Origin of the sequence: Microbacterium sp. zg.Y1084 (assembly GCF_024623595.1) — a bacterium.
Lineage (GTDB): Bacteria > Actinomycetota > Actinomycetes > Actinomycetales > Microbacteriaceae > Microbacterium > Microbacterium wangruii.
Genome location: NZ_JANJGV010000003.1, coordinates 462,509 through 478,647, shown reverse-complemented (window position 1 = coordinate 478,647; position 16,139 = coordinate 462,509). Strand labels below are relative to the sequence as shown.

The 16,139-nt window shown below is 71.8% G+C and carries 16 protein-coding genes and 1 tRNA gene; 9 read left to right on the top strand and 8 right to left on the bottom strand.

The window, feature by feature from the left end:
- Positions 1-66 precede the first annotated feature (66 nt).
- From NQ165_RS06855 to NQ165_RS06835, 5 genes are all read left to right on the top strand, one after another.
- Positions 67-1,059, top strand: coding sequence for a MoxR family ATPase (locus NQ165_RS06855; protein ID WP_257525912.1), 993 nt, complete (start codon positions 67-69; stop codon positions 1,057-1,059).
- 7 nt (positions 1,060-1,066) lie between these two features.
- Complete coding sequence (locus NQ165_RS06850) at positions 1,067-2,383, top strand: DUF58 domain-containing protein (RefSeq protein WP_257525913.1); 1,317 nt, start codon at positions 1,067-1,069, stop codon at positions 2,381-2,383.
- Complete coding sequence (locus tag NQ165_RS06845) at positions 2,370-4,700, top strand: DUF3488 and transglutaminase-like domain-containing protein (protein ID WP_257532158.1); 2,331 nt, start codon at positions 2,370-2,372, stop codon at positions 4,698-4,700. The genes NQ165_RS06850 and NQ165_RS06845 overlap by 14 nt, the downstream gene beginning before the upstream one ends.
- A gap of 100 nt (positions 4,701-4,800) precedes the next feature.
- Positions 4,801-4,888 (top strand) — tRNA-Ser (locus tag NQ165_RS06840).
- A 78-nt stretch (positions 4,889-4,966) separates the two neighbouring features.
- Entirely contained in the window at positions 4,967-5,629 is a 663-nt protein-coding gene (locus NQ165_RS06835; RefSeq protein WP_257525917.1) for an NADPH-dependent F420 reductase, read from the top strand.
- A gap of 17 nt (positions 5,630-5,646) precedes the next feature.
- On the opposite strand, the gene NQ165_RS06830 is transcribed toward NQ165_RS06835, so the two are convergent.
- Positions 5,647-6,138 carry a bifunctional nuclease family protein gene (locus tag NQ165_RS06830; RefSeq protein WP_257525918.1) on the bottom strand — a complete coding sequence of 164 codons (492 nt, stop codon included), beginning with the start codon at positions 6,136-6,138 and terminating at the stop codon, positions 5,647-5,649.
- Between the two features lie 129 nt (positions 6,139-6,267).
- Between NQ165_RS06830 and ligD the strand changes: the two genes are divergently transcribed.
- Positions 6,268-7,494, top strand: a complete 1,227-nt coding sequence (gene ligD, locus NQ165_RS06825; protein ID WP_257525919.1) for a non-homologous end-joining DNA ligase — start codon at positions 6,268-6,270, stop codon at positions 7,492-7,494.
- Positions 7,495-7,917: 423 nt separating this feature from the next.
- On the opposite strand, the gene NQ165_RS06820 is transcribed toward ligD, so the two are convergent.
- Complete coding sequence (locus NQ165_RS06820; RefSeq protein ID WP_257525920.1) at positions 7,918-8,853, bottom strand: SDR family oxidoreductase; 936 nt, start codon at positions 8,851-8,853, stop codon at positions 7,918-7,920.
- A 114-nt stretch (positions 8,854-8,967) separates the two neighbouring features.
- Here NQ165_RS06820 and NQ165_RS06815 point away from each other — a divergent pair, with 114 nt between their 5' ends.
- Together NQ165_RS06815 and NQ165_RS06810 are read left to right on the top strand one after the other, a co-directional pair.
- Positions 8,968-9,480 (top strand): O-acetyl-ADP-ribose deacetylase, encoded by a 513-nt coding sequence (locus NQ165_RS06815; RefSeq protein WP_257532156.1) that lies wholly within the window; start codon positions 8,968-8,970, stop codon positions 9,478-9,480.
- Positions 9,481-9,573: 93 nt separating this feature from the next.
- Positions 9,574-10,104 (top strand): DUF1697 domain-containing protein, encoded by a 531-nt coding sequence (locus NQ165_RS06810; protein WP_257532155.1) that lies wholly within the window; start codon positions 9,574-9,576, stop codon positions 10,102-10,104.
- A 19-nt stretch (positions 10,105-10,123) separates the two neighbouring features.
- Here NQ165_RS06810 and NQ165_RS06805 read toward each other — a convergent pair whose 3' ends face one another.
- Together NQ165_RS06805 and NQ165_RS06800 are read right to left on the bottom strand one after the other, a co-directional pair.
- Complete coding sequence (locus NQ165_RS06805; protein ID WP_257515828.1) at positions 10,124-10,522, bottom strand: hypothetical protein; 399 nt, start codon at positions 10,520-10,522, stop codon at positions 10,124-10,126.
- Between the two features lie 132 nt (positions 10,523-10,654).
- Positions 10,655-11,152: a DUF427 domain-containing protein gene (locus tag NQ165_RS06800; protein ID WP_257525923.1), complete on the bottom strand. Its 498-nt coding sequence runs from the start codon at positions 11,150-11,152 to the stop codon at positions 10,655-10,657.
- 73 nt (positions 11,153-11,225) lie between these two features.
- Here NQ165_RS06800 and NQ165_RS06795 point away from each other — a divergent pair, with 73 nt between their 5' ends.
- On the top strand, positions 11,226-11,849 hold the full coding sequence (locus NQ165_RS06795; RefSeq protein WP_257525926.1) for an LON peptidase substrate-binding domain-containing protein: 624 nt from the start codon (positions 11,226-11,228) through the stop codon (positions 11,847-11,849).
- Here NQ165_RS06795 and NQ165_RS06790 read toward each other — a convergent pair.
- Genes NQ165_RS06790 through NQ165_RS06775 form a run of 4 tightly spaced genes read right to left on the bottom strand, consistent with a single transcriptional unit; the run spans position 11,780 to position 16,043 of the window.
- Entirely contained in the window at positions 11,780-13,390 is a 1,611-nt protein-coding gene (locus tag NQ165_RS06790) for a GMC family oxidoreductase (protein WP_257532398.1), read from the bottom strand. The genes NQ165_RS06795 and NQ165_RS06790 overlap by 70 nt on opposite strands.
- An 18-nt stretch (positions 13,391-13,408) precedes the next feature.
- The gene (locus NQ165_RS06785) at positions 13,409-14,179 is read right to left on the bottom strand and encodes an ABC transporter ATP-binding protein (protein ID WP_257525927.1); all 771 of its coding nucleotides are present in this window, start codon (positions 14,177-14,179) and stop codon (positions 13,409-13,411) included.
- Complete coding sequence (locus tag NQ165_RS06780; protein ID WP_257525928.1) at positions 14,179-15,015, bottom strand: ABC transporter permease; 837 nt, start codon at positions 15,013-15,015, stop codon at positions 14,179-14,181. Before NQ165_RS06780 ends, NQ165_RS06785 begins: the two co-directional genes overlap by 1 nt.
- Before the next feature lie 29 nt (positions 15,016-15,044).
- On the bottom strand, positions 15,045-16,043 hold the full coding sequence (locus NQ165_RS06775; RefSeq protein WP_257532152.1) for an ABC transporter substrate-binding protein: 999 nt from the start codon (positions 16,041-16,043) through the stop codon (positions 15,045-15,047).
- Positions 16,044-16,139: the final 96 nt, after the last annotated feature.

The following is a 16,139-nucleotide window of genomic DNA, read 5'->3' as shown; positions in this document are numbered from 1 at the left end:
CGCGGGTTACGATCGACGGGCGCGGCGACGACGCTGCGCGCTTCTGCCAGCGGTCGAGGGGAACGCATGAGCGAGCAGTCCGGGGAACCCGTCACCGCGGAGGAGTTCGCCCGCAGGACCGGTGAGATCATCGATTCGGTCACCCGCGTCATCGATGGAAAGCCCGAAGCGGTGCGCTCCGCGCTCACCTGCCTGCTGGCCGAGGGGCATCTCCTCATCGAGGACGTGCCGGGCGTCGGCAAGACCATGCTGGCCCGCGCGCTCGCGGCATCCGTGCACGCCACCGTGCGCCGCATCCAGTTCACGCCCGATCTGCTGCCCGGCGACGTCACGGGCGTGTCGGTGTTCAACCCGGTCGACCGCGAGTTCGAGTTCAAGCGGGGCGCGATCTTCGCGCACATCGTCATCGCCGACGAGATCAACCGCTCCTCCCCCAAGACGCAGTCGGCGCTGCTGGAGGCGATGGAGGAGCACCAGGTCACCGTCGACGGCGAGTCGCACGCGCTGCCCGAGCCGTTCCTGGTCGTGGCGACGCAGAACCCGTTGGAGATGGAGGGCACTTACGCGCTCCCGGAAGCGCAGCGGGACCGCTTCATGATGCGCATCTCCATGGGGTACCCCGACGCCGCCAGCGAGCGGCTGATGCTGCGCCAGCGCGACGCGACCAATCCCCTGTCGGCCATTTCGCCCGTCGTCGACGCGGACGGGGTGCGCAGGCTCATCGGCTGGGCGCGCTCGGTGCATCTGTCCCCCGCGGTCGAGGAGTACGCCGTCGCCCTCGCGCAGGCGACCCGCGTCCACGCCGATCTGCGCCTGGGCGCCAGCCCACGCGCAACGCTGCAGCTGGTGCGTGCGGCGAAGGTGCGCGCAGCGCTGGACGGGCGCGACTTCGTCATCCCCGACGACATCGCCGCGCTGCTCGAGCCGGTGTTCGCCCACCGGCTGATCCCGAGCCGCAACGCCGGCACAGCACGGGCCCGCTCGACCGGCGACGCCGTGGTGGCCGCGCTGGCTCAGATCGCGGCATCCGTGCGCGTGCCGCTGACCGCCCGCGCCTGAGGCGATCATGCAGCGCCCGTGGCCGTTGACGATCCGGGGCACCGGTGCCGTGCTGCTGGGGCTGGGATGCCTGCTCCTCGCCTCCGACCAGGGGGTGCCCGAGCTGCTGTACGTCGCGGTGCTGCTGCTGGCCGTCGTGGCGGCGGCCCTGCTGAGTCTGTATGCGGTACGCCGGGCGGATGGAATGACGCGGACCGTGACGCCCGAGGTGCTCACCGTCGGCGGGCAGGCCCGCGTGACGGCGCGGGTGTCGCTGCGCTCGGCGATGGCGTCGAGTCCGGGCACGTGGCACGACACGCTCTCTCCCGGGCTCGGGTGGGTGCGCCCGCCCGCCGGGGACGCCGCACCGGATGCCGGCGGACGCGGCGGGACGACGGTCGTCGCCGGCGGGGCGCGCGGGGTGTTCCCGGCACTCGGATCGAGCCTGCGCGGCGAGCCGCACACCGTGGACGTGGACTACCGCATCGAGGGGACGCGGCGAGGCGTGCACACCCTCGGCCCCCTCGCGGTGTCGTCGACCGACCCGTTCGGCCTGGTGCTGCGCAGCCACACGCTGCCGCTGGTCACCCAGGTCGTGGTCGCTCCCGAGGTCGTCGATCTCCCTGCCCTTTCGGACCTGCCCGGCGAGGCGGGCGGCACTCGGCACACGGCGTCGAACGAGCTCGGTCAGGGCGCCGACAACCTCATCCCCCGCGTCTACGTCGCCGGCGACTCGATGCGCCGCATCCACTGGCGTGCCAGCGCGCACCGCGACGAGCTGATGGTGCGCCAGGAGGAGCAGGAGTCGACGCCCGCCGCGACCGTCGTGCTCGATCTGTCGACCGGGCGATTCAGCACCGACGCGATGCGGGGTGCGGGACTGGATCCGGGATTCGAGCGCGCCCTCAGCGCCTGCGTCTCGGTGGTGTCGCGCCTGGTGCGCGAGGGGTACACCGTCTCTGTGACCGATGCCGACGGTCACCCGCTCGCCGACCCGATCGAGGGCGGCGACCTCACCGCCGTCGAGACCCTCGGCACCGGGTTCGCCACGCTCATCACCCGCCGCGACGACCATCTCGGCGACCTGGTCTCCCGGTTCGTCGGCGCGATCGGCGGCCCGCTGGTGGTCATCGTCGGGCGCTTCGACGCGGCGGATGCGGCGACGCTCGCCCCCGTCGCCCACCACTCCTCCCTGCCGGTGCTGCTGTCGGTCGCTCCCGTGGGAGAGGCGCTCGCGCACGCGGCGGAGCACGGCTGGCATCCCGCCGCCATCGGCCCGGACGACGACCTCGCGGCCGCCTGGCAGGACGCCGTGGACCGGGGGGTGGGCCGTGTCCTCTCCTGACGTCACCCGCCGCGTGCATCGCCGCGCCGACCTGCGGCTCACGGTCGCGGTTCTGGGAGTGGTGGTGGCGGCCATCGCGCCGCTCGTGCGGGTGATCGAGCCCGGCCCTGGGCTGCTGGGGGCCGTGCTGCTGGCGACGGCGCTGCTCGCCGCCGGCTACCTCGCCCGCACGCGACGCGTGCCGGCGGTGGCGGTCACCGGCCTGCAGGCGGGGCTCTGGGCGCTCGCGCTGACAGCGGTGTTCTTCAGCGACACCGCCCTGCTGGGGGTCATCCCCACCCCGGAGACCGTGCGAGAGGTTCCGGTGGTCGTCTCGGCGGGCATGAACGAGATCTTCGTCGGCGCCGCCCCGCTGGATGCCGGGCGGGCGCTGACCTTCCTGCTGATCGCCGCAGCGGGGCTGCTCACGGTCGTGCTCGACCATGTCGTGGTCACGGCGCGGCTTCCGCTGCTGGCCGCCGTCGGGGTGGTGGCGGTGTGGCTGGTGCCGGCGATCGCCGTTCCCCGGGGCGTGGACCTGGCGGCGTTCGCGCTGCTGGCGGTGACGCTGCTCTTCCTGCTGCGCGCTGAGACCCGCACCCGCGAGGTGCCGGCGGCCCGGGCGGCACCGGGCAGGATGCAGACGCCCCCGCAGCCGGCGGGCGTGGGCGCGACGGCGCTGGGGATCGGGGCCATCGCGGTGGTCGTCGCGCTGACGGTCACCCCGCTGCTGCCGACGCCCGCCCCCCGATCCACCGCCGCCGGCATCGGACCGGCGAACACCATCGACCCGTCGCTCAACCTGGGATCGGACCTGCGGCAGCCGGCGAGCGAGCCCGTCCTCAACGTGCGCACCAACGCACCGGTCCCGCCGTATCTGCGCGTGACGACGCTGTCGAGCTTCGACGGCGAGCAGTGGCAGCCCGACCGCATCGGCGCACTGCCCTTCGAGGACGGCACCGAGATCGATGAGATCGAGGTGGATCCCGCGCTGCGGGTGACCGCCTACCGTACGACGATCGAGGTCACGAACCTCGCGTCGGCCTGGCTGCCGGTCTCGTTCCCGGCTGTGGAGGTGGCCGGGCTGGAAGGCGAGTGGCAGTGGATGCCGTACAACCGCACCGTGGTCAGCCAGACGACCAGCTCGCAGGGTCAGTCCTACGAGGTGGTGACCCACCTGCCCCGCCCGACGAGGGAGCAGATCCGCGCGACCGAGGCGGGCGGCACCGCGCTGCGCGATGCGACGTCCGTCCTCCCCGACGACCAGCCGCTGGACGTCATCACCCGCACCGCCCAGGAGGTCACCGCAGGCGCCGAGAACGACTACGACCGGCTGATCGCGCTGCAGAGCTGGTTCCGGGGACCGGACTTCACCTACTCGCTGCGCGCACCGGTGAGGTACGGCTTCGACGGGTCGGGCATCGACGCGATCGAGGGGTTCCTGGCCGAACGCGGCGGGTACTGCGTGCATTTCGCGTCGGCGTTCGCGGTCATGGCCCGCACCCTGGGCATGCCGTCGCGCATCGTCGTCGGCTACCTCCCCGGCACCGGCAACGGCAGGATCATCGAAGGCCAGACGGAGTATCAGGTCAACAGCGACCAGTTGCACGCGTGGCCGGAAGTCCACTTCGACGGCATCGGCTGGGTGCCGTTCGAGCCGACCAAGAGCCTGGGCACGCCCACGTCCTTCCTGCCCGAGCGGGTGGGGACACCCGAGGACGGCGGCGAGGACATCACCGAAGGGCTGGAACCGACTGCCGCGCCGGCCCGCCCTGTCGAGCCGATCAATCCCGACCTTGCGCCCGACGCCGCCGATCCGGGCGCCTCCGGCGCGGCGACCCCGCAGGGCCTCTCGCTGATCGTGGTGCTGACGCTGCTCGGGCTGCTCGTGCTGCTGTCCATCCCGGCGGTCGCCCGTGAGGTCAGGCGCCGCCGCCGCCTCGCCGCAGCGGCGGGCGGGGATGCCGCGGCCGCCTGGCTGAGCGTGCGGGAAGCCGCGGTGGACCTCGGGATCGCGGTGCCCGCGTCGGAGTCCCCGCGCGCTTTCGGCGCCCGTCTCGTCGCCGAGCACGACGCGCCGGAAGACGCGATGGACGTGCTCGTGGCGGCGATCGAACGTCAGGCGTACGCGCCGGCCGCCTCCGCCGTCGTGAGCGGTGGGCGGGGCGACGCGGCGGGCGGTGCCGATGGCCGCGGGCTTGCGGCGGCCGCGGCATCCGTCCACTCTGCGCTGGCGCGTTCGGCCGCGCGCCGGCGGCGGGCGCTGGCCGTGGTCGCGCCGCGCTCGCTCATCGTGCGACCCGGCAGCACGTACGCCACAGACCGCGTGACAACCTGACCGCGGCGCTGCGGACGCCCCGCCCGCGCCGCCCCCGCTGGCCTGCGACAACAGCACCCCCTCGCACCCGGTAGACTGTCCCGCGGCCCTCCGGGGCCATGGAGGATTCGCCTAGTGGCCTATGGCGCACGCTTGGAAAGCGTGTTGAGTGAAAGCTCTCAGGGGTTCGAATCCCCTATCCTCCGCCACTTCTTCATCCGCCCGCGCCGGGCGCTCCCCGGCTGCGGCATCCCCCCGACTGCCCGTATGCGCGCGAGGATGGACCGATGATCTCCGACACCTCGCCCCCGACGCTCGGGATCCTGGGTTTCGGCAAGCTCGGCCGCACCCTCGCCGGTCTCGCCGATCGGGCCGGGCTGACGGTGAAGGCGGCGGGTTCGGCGCAGCCCGTGCGGCTGCGGATGATGCGCGACGCGCTGCTGCCGGCCGTGCAGCTGGGCTGGGCGGACGAGGTGGCCGCCACCTCGGACCTCGTGATCCTCGCCCTCCCGCTGAGCGCCGTCCACGACCTTCCGGTGGCGGCGCTGGCGGGGAAGACCGTGATCGACGCGATGAACCACTGGCGGGAGGTCGACGGCGATCGCGACGACTGGGTCGAACCCGCACGCTCCACCAGCGAGATGGTGCAGTCCGTGCTGGCGGACTCTCGCGTGGTGAAGGCCTTCAACCACATCGCCTACCGCGACCTCGCCCCGCGCCGGCTGCCCGAAGACGACCCGCATCGCACGGCGATCGCGATCGCCGGCGACGACGGGCCGGCGACGGATGCCGTGGCCGCGCTGGTGCGACGTCTGGGCTTCGCACCCGTCGTCATCGGCCCCCTGGCGGCGGGGCGGCTGATCGAGCCAGGCTCGCCCGCCTTCGGGTCCGCACTCCCCGAGGCGGGATTGCGGCAGCTGCTGGAAGCGGCTGCCCGTCAGCAGCCGTGACCGGGGGCGCCCTCTGCTCACTCCCGGAAGTCCTCCGGCTCGACATCGTCGATGAAGTGCTTGAACTCCTCGATGTTCTCCTCCGCGTCTGCGGTCGCCAGCACGTCGGGAATCCCCGCTTCGAGCAGCACGTCATCGGCGACGAACACCGGCGCCGACGTGCGCGACGCCAGCGCGATGGCATCCGACGGGCGGGCGTCGACGACCTGCGTCCCCCGCGTCGACGACAGGGTGACCTCGGCGTAGAACGTGCCGTCGTCGATGCGGGCGACCTCCACCCGGTCGACCTCGGCGTCGAGCGCCGCGATCATCGAGCGCATCAGGTCGTGCGCGAGCGGACGCGGAGTGACGGCCCCCTCGACCGCGATGAGTATCGACGTCGCCTCCTGCGCCCCGATCCAGATCGGCAGGATCGCACCTTCGCCCGGAAGTGCGTCGATGGGCTTGAGCAGCACGACCCGCTGTCCCTCGGGATCGAGAGCGACGCCGGCCACGCGCACCTGGACCATGGTGCTGCCCTCCTCCCGGCATCCGATCGGACGCTGTTCACGCCCCATCGTAGGCATCCGTCGGCGCGGCGCCACCCGTCCGCGTGATCGCCGACGCCGCGGCGGCGCGACGGGCGTATCGTGACCGCCATGGCATCCGCGAAAGACGACGCCGTCACCGTCGACGCCGACGGGCACGAGGTGCGGGTGAGTCACCCCGGCAAGGTGGTCTTCCCGCAGCCGGGCCTGACGAAGCTCGACCTCGTGCAGTACTACCTCTCCGTCGCCGAGGGGGCCCTGCGCGGCGCCGGCGACCGCCCGATGGTGCTGAAGCGCTTCGTGAAGGGCATCGACAAGGAGCCGTTCTTCCAGAAGCGCGTGCCCGAGAACCACCCCGAGTGGGTCGGGACGGCGACGCTGCGGTACGCCTCGGGAACGAGCGCCGAAGAAGCGGTGATCCGGGATGCCGCGGGGCTGGCGTGGGTCGTGAACCTCGGGTGCCTCGACCTCAATCCGCACGCGGTGCGCGCCGGGAACCTCGATCACCCCGACGAACTGCGCATCGATCTCGACCCCATGCCGGGCGTCGACTGGCAGCAGATCGTCGACGTCGCGTTCGTCGTGCGCGACGTGCTCGAGGACCACGGCCTCGTCGGCTGGCCGAAGACCTCCGGGTCGCGCGGCATCCACATCCTGGTGCGCATCGAGCCGGCGTGGGACTTCGCGGCGGTGCGCCTGGCGGCGCAGGCGCTGGCACGGGAGGTCGCCGACCGGGCGCCGGGGCTCGCCAGCGCGCAGTGGTGGAAGGAGGAGCGCGGCGAGAGCGTCTTCGTCGACTTCAACCAGAACGCCAAGGACCGCACGGTCGCGTCGGCCTATTCGGTGCGCGCCCTTCCCGATGCCCGCGTTTCGACGCCGCTGGGGTGGGACGAGCTGCGGGTGCGTCGTCCCGAGGAGTTCACCGTGCCGACGGTGCGCCGCCGGTTCGCCGAGATCGGCGACCCCCATGCCGGGATCGATGCCGCCGCGGGGTCACTCGACGCGCTGCTGGCGCTCGCCGACCGGCTCGGTCCGGCGGAGCGCGCGCCGCGGGGCGCGGGCGGCGGAGCGGGCCGGCGCGTCTCGGCGATGCCGCTCATCGAGATCGCGCGCGCCGCGACGAAGGACGAGGCCCTGGCGGGGCTGGATGACTGGAAGGCGCGGCATCCGGCTGTCGTGGCGCACCTCTCCCCCGCTGACGTGCTCGTCGACGGCATGCGCGGGTCGAGTTCGCTGTGGTACCGCATCCGGGTGAATCTGCAGCACGTGCCCGAGGACGAGCGCCCGCCCCAGGAGCCCCTCGAGGTCGACTACGACCCGTGGGCCCCCGGTCGTTGAGCGAGCCCACTCCCCGGTCGTTGAGCGAGCGCACTCCCCGGTCGTTGAGCGAGCGCACTCCCCGGTCGTTGAGCGAGCGCAGCGAGACGAAACGCCCCCGCGCCGCACCCCGTTTCGTCTCGGTCGCTCCGCTCCCTCGCTCAACGACCCCCGACCCGGTCGTTGAGCGAGCGCAGCGAGACGAAACGCCCCCGCGCCGCACCCCGTTTCGTCTCGCTCGCTCCGCTCCCTCGCTCAACGACCCGCGGGCCGGTCGTTGAGCGAGCGCAGCGAGACGAAACGCCCCCACCCGAACCCCCGTTTCGTCTCCCTCGCTCCGTTGGCTCCGGACCACCCGTCGGGTGCCCGTGCCGCCTGGGCGGTGTCGGGGATCTGGGGCGGTAAGCCTGGTCGAGCGTGAGCCGGGTGGTCACGGGCTCGACGCTACTGCAGGCGCACCCCACCGCGGCCGGACTGTTGCAGCAGGTCCTCGGCGACCCGCCACAGGCGCTCGGCATCCTGCTTGTTCATGGCGCGGTGAAACGGATGCCGCGCCCGCGGCGCACCCGCGAGCTGCAGCATCCCGGAGGGGGCGAAGAAGGCGCCCTCGTCGGCATCCGCCGTCAGGGCCTGCAGGGCGGGGAGCGCCGCGAGCGGCAGCGGATTGCCGAGGCGGGCGGTCAGTCGAGCCACGGGTGGCGGTGTCCGGCGGCGTATGTCCGGCGCGATCGCCGTCGCGGGGACGACGCCGGGGTGGGACTGGGCGACGGTGACGGCTGCGCCGCCCGTCACCGCGCTGCGCCGTGCAAGCTCGGCACAGAAGAGTGCGAGAGCGAGCTTCGACCTGGCATAGGCGCGCAGGGCCGCGTAGCGACGCTCCAGCTGCAGGTCCGACCAGTCGAGGCGACTGAACGCCACGGCGACGCTGGTCTGCATGACGATGCGGGATCGCTCCGTTCGCAGCGCGGGAAGCAGGCCGATGATCAGGGCGAAGTGGCCGAGGAAGTTGGTCTGGAAGTGCAGCTCGAAGCCGTCTGCGGTGAGGTGGCGTCTGCGGTCGCCGAGGAGCACGACACCGGCGTTGGCCAGCAGGAGGTGTATCGGGGTGTGCTCGGCGGCGAGTCCCGCGACGAGCGCCCGCACCGAGTCGAGGCGGGCGAGGTCGAGGTCGCGCAGCTCGAGGCTCGCGTCGGGGACGCCGCCCCGGATGCTCTCGATCGCACGGGTGCCCTTGTCGCGGTTGCGCACCGGCATGATGACGTGGGCACCGGCAGCGGCGAGCGCGCGAGCCACCTCGAGACCGACTCCGTCGCTCGCACCGGTGACGAGAGCGGTGCGACCGGCGAGGCCGGGAAGGTCGGCGCTGGTCGTCGCGGGCATGGCGTCCCTTCCGTCTCTCAACGGATACCACTTCCGGCCGCGCCGCGCATGCTGTGCGCCGATCCCGCAGACGGGTGCTCGCCAAGCGGCGACGCGGTGGGCGACACTGGCGTCATGACGAGGATCATCGCGGTGCGCGGGGACATCACCGAGCAGCAGGTGGACGCGATCGTGAACGCGGCGAACAACGCCATGCGCGGGGGCGGAGGCGTCGACGGCGCGATCCACCGCGCCGGGGGCCCCGAGATCCTGCGCGAGTGCATCGCACGGTTCCCCGACGGGCTGGCGACGGGGGATGCCGGCTGGACGACCGCCGGCGACCTGCCGGCGCGGTGGGTCATCCACACCGTCGGCCCGAACTTCGCCGTCGGCGAACGCGACCGCTCGCTGCTGGTGTCGTGCTACCGCCGGTCGCTGCAGGTGGCAGACGAGCTGGGCGTCCGGTCGGTGGCGTTCCCCCTCATCAGCGCCGGCGTGTATGCCTGGCCGAAGGCGGATGCCATCGGCGCCGCCGTCGAGACGCTCGCCGCTGCCGACACGGCGGTGGCAGAGGCGCGCATCGTGGCATTCGACCCGGCCACGTACGCGCTGGTCGCCGATGCCGTCGCGGCCGCCGTCGCACGCTGACCGTCGCTCCCCCTTCGCCTCCCCCGTCACGGACGACGCCTCCCGGCGAGCGTTTCATGACAAGCGAGGCGGAGTCGTCGTAGCATCGCGACCGTGGACGAGTGGGTCGGGTTTCTGCGCAACGTCAATCAGGGCCAGCGCGGGCATCCGTCCACGGCGGACATCCTCGCCGCGTTCGCCGATGCGGGCGTGCCCGACGCGGTGACGTTCCAGAGCAACGGCACCGTGGTCTTCCGGGCGGACGATCCCGCCGGCGCGGTGGCCGACGCGGTGCGTGCGTTGGAAGCCCGCACCGGCCTGCGTCGCGATGCCTGCGCGCTGCCGCTGTCGGAGATCTCGCGCATCGTGGATGCGCACGCCGAGCAGCCGGATGCCGCGCGGCGAGAGGTGTCATTCCACGCCGACGGCCGCATCGACCCCGACGATGCAGAGTTGGCGCGCGTCGCCGCGCACCGCCGGTGCCGGGTGGTGGATGCCGGTGAAGGCTGGGTCGTCTCCGTCAACGAGCGGGCGGGTGAGGGCAATGCCACCCCTACGATCGAGGAGGTGACCGGCGAGCCCGCGACCTCCCGCGGGCTGCCGACGCTCGTGCGCCTGCTCGCCCGCTTCGGTGCCCCCGGCTGAGCACGACGGGCAGCCGGGGTCAGCGCAGGAGCGCCTCGTAGGGAGCCAGAGCCACGTGGTCTTCGGCACCGCTGCGCAGGTGCGGATCGTCCGTGACCAGCAGGTCCGCCTGCAGCATGGCGACGGCGAGGTACTCCGCCGGGGGTGTGTCGGGCCAGCCGAGCCGCAGGGCCAGCTTCCACGCCGTGGCGCGGGAGACGCGGTCACCGAGAAGGCGGATCTTCAGCTCGGCGAGGCGTTCGAGCCGCGCGAGGGCGACGCGTTCCTCGAGCGCGCCGGCACGCACCTGCTGGTAGAGCAGCGAGAGCGCGTGCGTGCGCAGCACGCTCGGCGCGACCAGGGAGTGCCCGGGGCCGAGCACCGCGTCCTCCTCGATCAGCCGCAGCGCCGTCGGCGCGTCGATGGCGTAGCGGGTCATGGCCCGATGATGCCACCGGGTGTCATCGCTGGCCACGGGGCCGATGTCGGAGGGGTGCCCTAGCGTGTGCGATGCCGGTTCGGGGGGATCGGCGACGGGTGCCGGCTGGGGGGCCGGCACCCACACCCCGGTTCACCACCCCATCGAGCCCGGCCCGCCCTTGAACGGGCCCCGTACCCACGACGTCACCCAGCCGCCGTAGAAGAGGCCGGGCTGCGGCGTCACCGTCTCGCCGTCGACCGCGCACTGGTCCATCGGGTCGACGTACACCGCGACGCGGTCGGCCAGCAGTTCGTAGCCGGGCGAGGGATGCGGATAGTTCCAGGCGGCGCGCGGCGCGACGCGGTCGCCGCCGCGCACGTCGAGATAGCGAGCCGCACCCTTGAACTCGCAGTACGAGCTGCCCTCCGCCGGGACGAGCGAGCCCGGCGCGAACGCCGCGATCGGCAGGTAGTACACCGGCGGGTGACTGGTCTCGAGCACCCGCACGACGTCGGCCGTGTCGACGATGCGGACGCCGCCGAGGTCGATCGTCACGGGGGTGTCGACACGCTCGATGCGGGGCGGGCGCGGGTAGTCCCAGACGGATTCCTGGCCGGGGCCGATGGGGTCGGGACGCGGGTGGGTCATGGCCTCACTGTAGGAATGCGGTGAGATGCGGCGCGAGGGGTTGCGTGACCCGCACGGGTGGTTGACTGTCGCCATGACCGGCATGCCCATGTTCCCGCTGGGCAGCGTGCTGCTCCCGTACACCCCGCTGCCGCTGCGCATCTTCGAACCGCGCTATCTCACCCTGATCGGCCGGCTCCTCGACGAGGAGGACCCGCAGTTCGGCGTCGTGCTCATCGAGCGCGGCCCCGAAGCCGGCGGCGGCGATCAGCGCAGCGACATCGGCACCCTCGCGCGCCTGGTGCGTGTCGCCCCCACCGCCACCGACCTGCAGGTGGTGGCGATCGGCGCGGAGCGCATCCGCGTCGAGCGGTGGCTGCCGGATGACCCGTATCCCGTCGCCGACGTGTCAGAGGTGCCTCCGCTGGAATGGTCCGACGCGCTCACGCCGCTGCGCGACGAAGCCGAGCACATCGTGCGGCGGGTGCTCGCCCGCGCAGCCGACGACGAGAACGTGCGGTGGGATGCCGAGACGGAGCTCTCCCCCGATCCCGTCGAGTCCTCATGGCAGCTGGCGGCCATCGCTCCGCTGGGTGAGCTGGACCGCTTCACCCTGCTGCAGGCCACGACGCTGGGGGGCCTGCTGCGTCAGATCATCGACCTGACCCTCGACATCGAGCCGCTGCTGACCCGCCCTCCCGCCGACGACATCGGCTGATCCGCCACGCCGGCCGTCGCGTTCTCCGATGCCGCCTCACGGATGAGATCCGCTGCCCGCTCGGCGACGACCATGATCGATCCCACCGGGTTCAATGCGGGAATGGTGGGGAACACCGACGCGTCCACGACGCGAAGTCCCGCGACTCCGCGCACCCGCAGTCGATGATCGAGTACGGCGGCGGGGTCGTCGTCCGCGCCCATCGGGCAGGTGCAGGACACGTGGTAGACGGTCTGATGCGTCGCCCGCAGCACGGCCGACAGCTCCTCATCCGTGCTGATGTGGGCGCCGGGGAAGACTTCGCGCCCGATGTGCTGCGCGAAAGGCGCCTCGGCGGCGACCCGGCGGGCGAGCTTGACGCCCTCCACCAGCATCCGCTCATCGCGTCCCTCGTGGTCGGTGAAGTAGCGATAGTCGATGCTCGGTGCCTCATCGACGTCGCCGCTGGTGATCCACACGCGCCCACGGCTGCGGGGCTTGGCGACGTTCGGGGCGAAGGAGACGTTGTCCGCGGGGATGTGCACGCCGAATCGTTCGGCATGCACCGTCCACGAGTGCAGGGGGATATGCGTGGAAATATCGGGCACCGCGCTGTCGGGATCGATGCGCACGACATAGCCGGCGTCCCAGCCCGTGGCGGAGACATCGTCGCGCGGTGTGCGCCCTTCCCACACGATCAGCCCCTCGGCATGATCCTGCAGGTTCTCGCCGACGCCGGGGAGATCGACGACGACCGGCACACCCGCCTCTTTCAGGACCGCGGCCGGCCCGATTCCCGAACGCATCAGCAGCGCCGGGCTATCGATGGCACCGCAGCAGACGATGACCTCCCGCCGTGCCCGCAGCTCACGCGTCCCCTGCGGCGTGCGCACGCGCACCCCCACCGCGCGGCCTTCCTCGATCAGCAGCGTCTCGGCCACCGACTCCAGCTGCAGGTGGAGGTTCGCCCGCTGCACGCCGTGCAGATATGCCCGCGAAGCAGACGAACGCAGGTTCGTGCGCGGTTCGTAGCCGATCTCGAAGAAACCGGCGCCCTCGACGAACTCGGTGTCGTTCCAGGTCTCGCGCGCGGTCAGCCCGAGTGCGGTCGATGCCGCTTGCACGGCGTCTGCGACGTAAGGGTTGCGGTCGGCCGGGTCCACCGGCACGATGTCTGCCTCCAGCCGGTCGAAGTACGGGGCGATCAGGTCGTAACCCCAGCCGTCCACCCCCGCCGCGGCCCACTCGTCCAGGTCGCCGCGCAATGGCCGCCAGCTGATCATGGTGTTCGCCGTGGAGCACCCGCCCAGGATGCGCAGCCGCGCCTGTCGTATGAAGGAGTTCCCGCGCGCCTGCGGCACGCTGCGATAGTCGAGGTCGTACTCGCCCTCGAGCATCTCCGCCCACCGACGGATCTGGCCAGCTCGCTCCTCGGACTCGTCGTTCGGGCCCGCCTCCACGAGGCACACCGTCGCGGCGGGGTCCTCGCTCAGCCGCGCCGCCACGATGCACCCGGCGGTGCCGCCGCCGACGACGACGTAGTCCCAGAGCTGCTCGTCCATGGTCGCCACGCCCGGCTCTCAGCCGTGGTGGATGAGATGGAGGATCTCGGAGTAGTACCCGTGGAACTCCGGGCTCCCGATCACCTCGGCATCGCGCGGACGCGGCAGATCGATCACGTACTCCGCGCTGACCTTCCCCGGGCGCGGCGTCATCGCGATGACGCGATCCGAAAGGAAGACCGCTTCCTCGATGTCGTGCGTGATGAGCATGACCGTCATGCGGTTCAGCTCCCACACCTCGGTGAGCAGCTCCTGCATCGTGCGACGGGTGAGGGCGTCGAGCGCCCCGAACGGCTCGTCCATCAGCAGAACCTCCGGGCCGTAGGCCAGCGAGCGCGCCAGTGCCACGCGCTGCTGCATCCCTCCGGAGAGCTGCGCGGGGTAGGAGTCCTCGAACCCGGTCAGTCCCACCTGCGACAGCACCTCACGGGCGCGGTCGACACGCTGTCGGCGGCTCATCCCCTGTTCGCCCTTGAGCGCGAACACGACGTTGTCCAGCGCGCTGAGCCAGGGCAGCAGAGTCGCGGACTGGAAGACGACGCCGCGATCGCGGCCGGGACCCGTGATGAGCTCGCCACCGAGCGAAGCGGACCCGGCGGTCGGGGCTTCCAGCCCGGCGATGATCGACAGCAGGGTGCTCTTTCCGCACCCGGATGCGCCGACGACGGAGACGAACTCGCGGTCGCCGAGGGTGAGGGTGACGTCGCTGAGTGCCTGCACCTCTCCGAACGTCTTGGTGACGCCCTCCACCTGAACCTTGGGCGTGCGCAGCAGAACCGGAGTGGTCATCACGACCGTCCCTTCAGGTAGCGGAAGAAGCGGCGACCGAGCGCGCGCATGATCTGGTCGAAGACGAGCCCGAGCAGGCCGAGCACGATGACGTAGCCGATGATGAGATCGGTCTCGAGGAACCGCTGGGCCTGGGTGATGCGGTAGCCCATGCCCGACGTGGCCGCGACCAGCTCGGCGACGACCAGCCAGGTCCATGCCCACCCCAGGCTGATCCGCAGCGCGTCCCAGATGCGCGGCAGCGCGGAAGGGAAGACGATGCGTGTGAGGATCTGCCGTGACGACAGCCCGAGGGTCGCCCCGAGATTGCGGTAGGACACCGGCACCCGCCGCACCGCGTCGGCGAACATGAGCACCTGCTGGAAGAACGTGCCGAGGAAGATGATGAGGAACTTCTGCATGTCGTCGGTGCCGACCCAGAGGATCGTCAGAGGCACGAAGGCCACTACCGGCATGTAGCGGATGAAGTCCATGATCGGCTCGACCGCCGCCTCGACGCGCACCAGTGCGCCGCACAGCACGCCGATCGGGATGGCGAGCAGGCTCGAGGCCAGGAAGCCCACCATCACCCGGTAGGTGCTGATGCCCATGTCGGACCACAGCTCGCCGTTGCCGGCCTGCTCGCCGAGCTTCGCCACGACCGCGAACGGCGACGGCAGGAACAGCGGGTTGACGATCCCGGACAGACTCACCGCAGCCCACGCCGCGAGCAGCACGATGAAGGCGACGATCGCCGTGGTCAGGTACTGCCGGCGGGTCAGCGGCCCGGTGGCGGGGCGGGCGCGCCCCGCCGCGCGTGGTCGGCGCGCGGCGGGGGCGTCAGGGGTGATGGTCATCGTGGCACTCCGTGTGGTGTCGATGCGGCTCACGGCGCGTCTTCGACGAACGTCGGGTCGATGAGGGATGCCAGGTCGAGGCCCCCTTGCACCAGGCCGATCGCTGCGGCGACGTCCTGCACGGCGGGCAGCACGGAGGTGAGGTATTCACCGGAGAGCATCGTCTTGTTCTGCGCGAGGGTGAAGAACTTCACGCCGTCGAACGCGGTGGCGAGGGCGTCCACGTCGCTGCCGACGCTCTCGGCGATGATGGCGCGCGCCTCGTCGGTGTCGGACTCGTAGAACGAGATCGCCGGCGCCCACGCGTCGACGATCCGCTGGACCGCCTCGGGGTTCTCGGCGAGGAAGTCGTTGTCCACCGCGAGCACGTCGCTGATGAGGCCCTCCTTCTCGGCCGCGGTGAAGATGGTCTCGAAGCCCTCGCTCGCCTTCTGCGCCTCCGAGATGTACGGCTCATACGTCACGGCCACGGGCACGCTGCCGCCGATGAGTGCCGTCGCCGCCTCGGACGGGTCCATCGGAACCGGCGAGATGTCGTCGAGGCTGAGTCCGCTCTCCTGGAGCGCGTAGCCGAGCAGCAGGTTGCTGACCGATCCCTCCTCGAACGCGATGCTCTTGCCCGCGAGCTCCGACACCTCGGTGACGGAGCCGTCGGTGAGGATGGCGTCCGCGGCCAGCGAGGCGTCCAGCAGCAGCACGATCGTGATGTCCAGACCCTGCTCGACCAGCTGCAGAGCGGAGTGGCTCGCCATGTTGGCGACCTGGATGCGGTCGGAGGCGAAGGCGGCGCTCATATCGGCGTCGTTCATGAAGTTGGTGATCTTGACGTCGACCCCCGCCTCCTCGAAGTAGCCCTTCTCCTGCGCGATGTACCAGGGTCCGTAGCCCAGCCACGGCTGGATGCCCATGCCGACGGTGGGGGTGTCCGACGCTGCGTCGGCGCCGGCGGAGCAGGCGGTGGTGGCGAACAGGCCGGCGCCGATCACCAAGGCTGCTGCTGCACGGAGGGCGGGGGTTCTGCGGGACATGGGGGGTCCTTCCGGTGGGTGGCGCTCGTCGGGTGAAGTGGGACCAGCATCGTGACCCCGTGAGCGCCCAAGCAAATAGCCGTGGGCGAGAGTTTA